The sequence below is a fragment of the Daejeonella sp. genome (genome assembly GCF_049655485.1).
Taxonomy (GTDB): domain Bacteria; phylum Bacteroidota; class Bacteroidia; order Sphingobacteriales; family Sphingobacteriaceae; genus Daejeonella.
Genome location: NZ_JBASJU010000173.1, coordinates 1 through 3,075 on the forward strand (window position 1 = coordinate 1; position 3,075 = coordinate 3,075).

Annotated in this window: 3 protein-coding genes; all 3 read left to right on the plus strand. The window is 38.5% G+C overall.

Annotated elements, in window-relative coordinates; translation table 11 throughout:
- Nucleotides 1-1,057 (plus strand): hypothetical protein (locus WBJ10_RS07165; RefSeq protein WP_424288834.1); only part of this gene is annotated, 1,057 nt, incomplete at its 5' end.
- An 8-nt stretch (nt 1,058-1,065) separates the two neighbouring features.
- Complete coding sequence (locus tag WBJ10_RS07170; RefSeq protein ID WP_424288835.1) at nt 1,066-2,355, plus strand: nucleotide sugar dehydrogenase; 1,290 nt, start codon at nt 1,066-1,068, stop codon at nt 2,353-2,355.
- A gap of 1 nt (nt 2,356) precedes the next feature.
- On the plus strand, nt 2,357-3,075 hold a 719-nt coding region (locus WBJ10_RS07175; protein ID WP_424288836.1), incomplete at its 3' end, for a DegT/DnrJ/EryC1/StrS family aminotransferase.

A 3,075-nucleotide genomic window follows, 5' to 3' on the forward strand; every position in this document is an offset into this window, starting at 1 on the left:
CGATAGCGAATTATCTCTAAGAGTTGTATTCCAGCAAGTTGGAGGGTACTTTGCCTATTTAAAAAGAAAATGGCTGTGGATTCTTGGGGCATTAATTCTGGGTTTATTAATCGGATATGCTTATTCGAAAGTCGGTAATAGGGTTGAATATATTGGTAGAATTAAGTTTTTAGTGAATGGAGGGGTAAAGCAAGAAGCACCTGATCCGCTTTTAGGCCTGGCACTGGCATCGGCTGCACCAACACCTTCGTCCGGGGCGGATATTTTTGAAAGTCTGGATATTACCTATATAATGGCTTCCCCTCAGATTATTGAACGTACCCTTTTATCCAAGATATCTTATAACAATAAGACTGACTACGTGATTAATTTCTTTATCAATTATAAAAAACAGGAAAAAGGTTTACGTGGCAACTCCGCCTATTCAAATTATCAATTGTTTTCTGGCGAAAGGGATTCATCAGATGTAAATCAAAATGTTTATCTAAGAAGTATTATAGAGGATTTCACATCAAATCTAAAAGTAGAAAGAGCTTTTAACAGCATTATATCAGCGACCTTTAAATCTTCGGACCCATATTTCCCTAAATATTTTTTGGAAAAACTTATAGAAGAAACGTCCAAATTCTATAAATATACTAAAACGGCCAGGACTCAGCAGAGCATCAGATTATTAGAGCATCAGGCAGATTCCATTCGTAATTTAATGTCAAGAAGTATTGCAAATTCTGCTTCTAGAGCAGATGCTGACCCAAATTCCACCAGACCAAACACCGTAAAAGTAAGCTTTCAAAAAATGCAGGTTGATAATTCCGTCCTTCAATCAACCTATTCTACCCTGGCAAGTTCTATTGTAACTACCCGAATAGAACTAGGCAAGCAAATGCCTTTTATACAAATTTATGAAAGGCCTTTATTTCCCCTTTCTGAAACAACTGGATCAAACTTAAATCTTAATATGTTAAAGTTTGGCTTTGGCCTGATGGTATTAGCATTGCTTTTACTTTCTTTGCGTTACGGAATAACTTCATTTAAGTCGTATTTAAAAGACAATTAATAAATCAAATGACAGAAACGCATTTTTCAAATAAGATTGCTATTATCGGGTTAGGATACGTTGGGCTGCCTCTGGCCATTGAGTTTGGCAGAAAATATCAAGTTCTAGGATTCGATATCCACCAGGAAAGGATAGAAGAATTATCAAACGGACGGGATCGGACCATGGAGGCTGACATGGAAAGTTTATTGGCTGTAATGAATTCGAAAGAAAATGCATCTTTAAGATTTTCTTCTAATGTAGACGATTTACAAGGATGTAATATTTATATAGTCACTGTTCCAACTCCGATTGACCAGTTTAAAGCCCCTGACCTTACTCCGCTTTTAAAAGCGTCGGAAATGATCGGTAAAGCTCTAGATCCGGGAGATATTGTTATATACGAATCAACTGTTTATCCCGGCTGTACAGAGGAAGATTGTGTTCCTGTTTTGGAGAGGTTCTCAGGACTTAAATTCAATACTGATTTTTACTGTGGCTATTCGCCTGAACGTATTAATCCAGGGGACAAAGTAAATACATTAACGAAGATAAAGAAAGTAACCTCTGGTTCCACACCGGAAATTGCTGATATTGTCGATCAGCTATATTCTTCTATAATTACAGCTGGTACCCATAAAGCGCCAAATATGAAAGTTGCTGAGGCGTCAAAAGCAATTGAAAATGCTCAGCGTGATGTGAATATTTCCTTTGTAAATGAACTTGCATTGATCTTTGACAGGATTGGAATAGATACCAGCGATGTAATAGATGCTGCAGGGACAAAATGGAATTTTCTTAAATACAAGCCAGGCCTGGTTGGAGGACACTGCATTGGAGTAGATCCGTATTATCTTGCCCACAAAGCAGAATCGCTTGGATATCACCCGCAGGTGATACTCTCAGGTCGCCGTGTAAACGACAACATGGGAATGTTTGTGGCCAATAAAGTCATCAAATTAATGATTAAAAAAGGCCATAAAATTCATGGAGCTAAAGCCTTAATACTTGGGATTACTTTCAAAGAAAATTGTCCCGATATTAGAAATTCAAGGGTAATTGACATTCATAAGGAATTAGAACAATTCGGGCTCCAGGTTGATGTTTACGATCCGCATGCAAATAAAACAGAAGTTTCTCATGAATATAAGATCAATCTTGTGCCGGATATAAGTAAGCAGTATGATGCTGTAATTCTTGCAGTAAGCCATGACGAGTTTTTAGAAATAGATTTTAAAGCTCTGAGAAATGGCCATGATGCCATTATCTTCGACACGAAATCATTCCTTGACAGAACACTAGTAGACGCCCGTTTATAATATGAATATACAGATGGTTGACCTTAAAGGTCAATATGCTAAAATCAAATCCGAAGTTGATCAGGCTATACAGGAAGTAATTGATACTACTGCTTTCATCAACGGCCCTCAGGTAAAGAAGTTCTCTGATGATCTGGCACAGTATCTTGGCGCAGAACATGTAATTCCGTGTGCAAATGGCACCGATGCCTTACAAATTGCGCTTATGGCTTTGAACTTACAGCCTGGCGATGAGGTAATTGTACCATGTTTCACGTATGTTGCTACTGCTGAAGTTATAGCCCTGTTGAAGCTGAAGCCTGTAATGGTTGAAGTAGATCCGGAGACCTTTAACATCACCGCTGATATATTTGAAAAGGCAATCACTTCCAAAACAAGGGCAGTGGTTCCAGTTCATCTATTTGGGCAATGCGCTGATATGGAACCCATCATGAAGGTGGCCAAGCGACATAATATTTTTGTCATTGAAGATACAGCTCAAGCTATCGGAGCAGACTACACATTTTCAGATGGATCAGTTAAGAAAGCTGGTACGATAGGCCATATTGGTACAACTTCTTTTTTTCCTTCAAAGAACCTGGGTTGTTATGGTGATGGCGGCGCATTGTATACGAACGACACAGCTCTGGGGATAAAAATTCGGAAAATTGCTAATCATGGCCAGGCCAAAAAATATCACCATGAACTGGTTGGTGTTAATTCACGACTGGATACTATTCA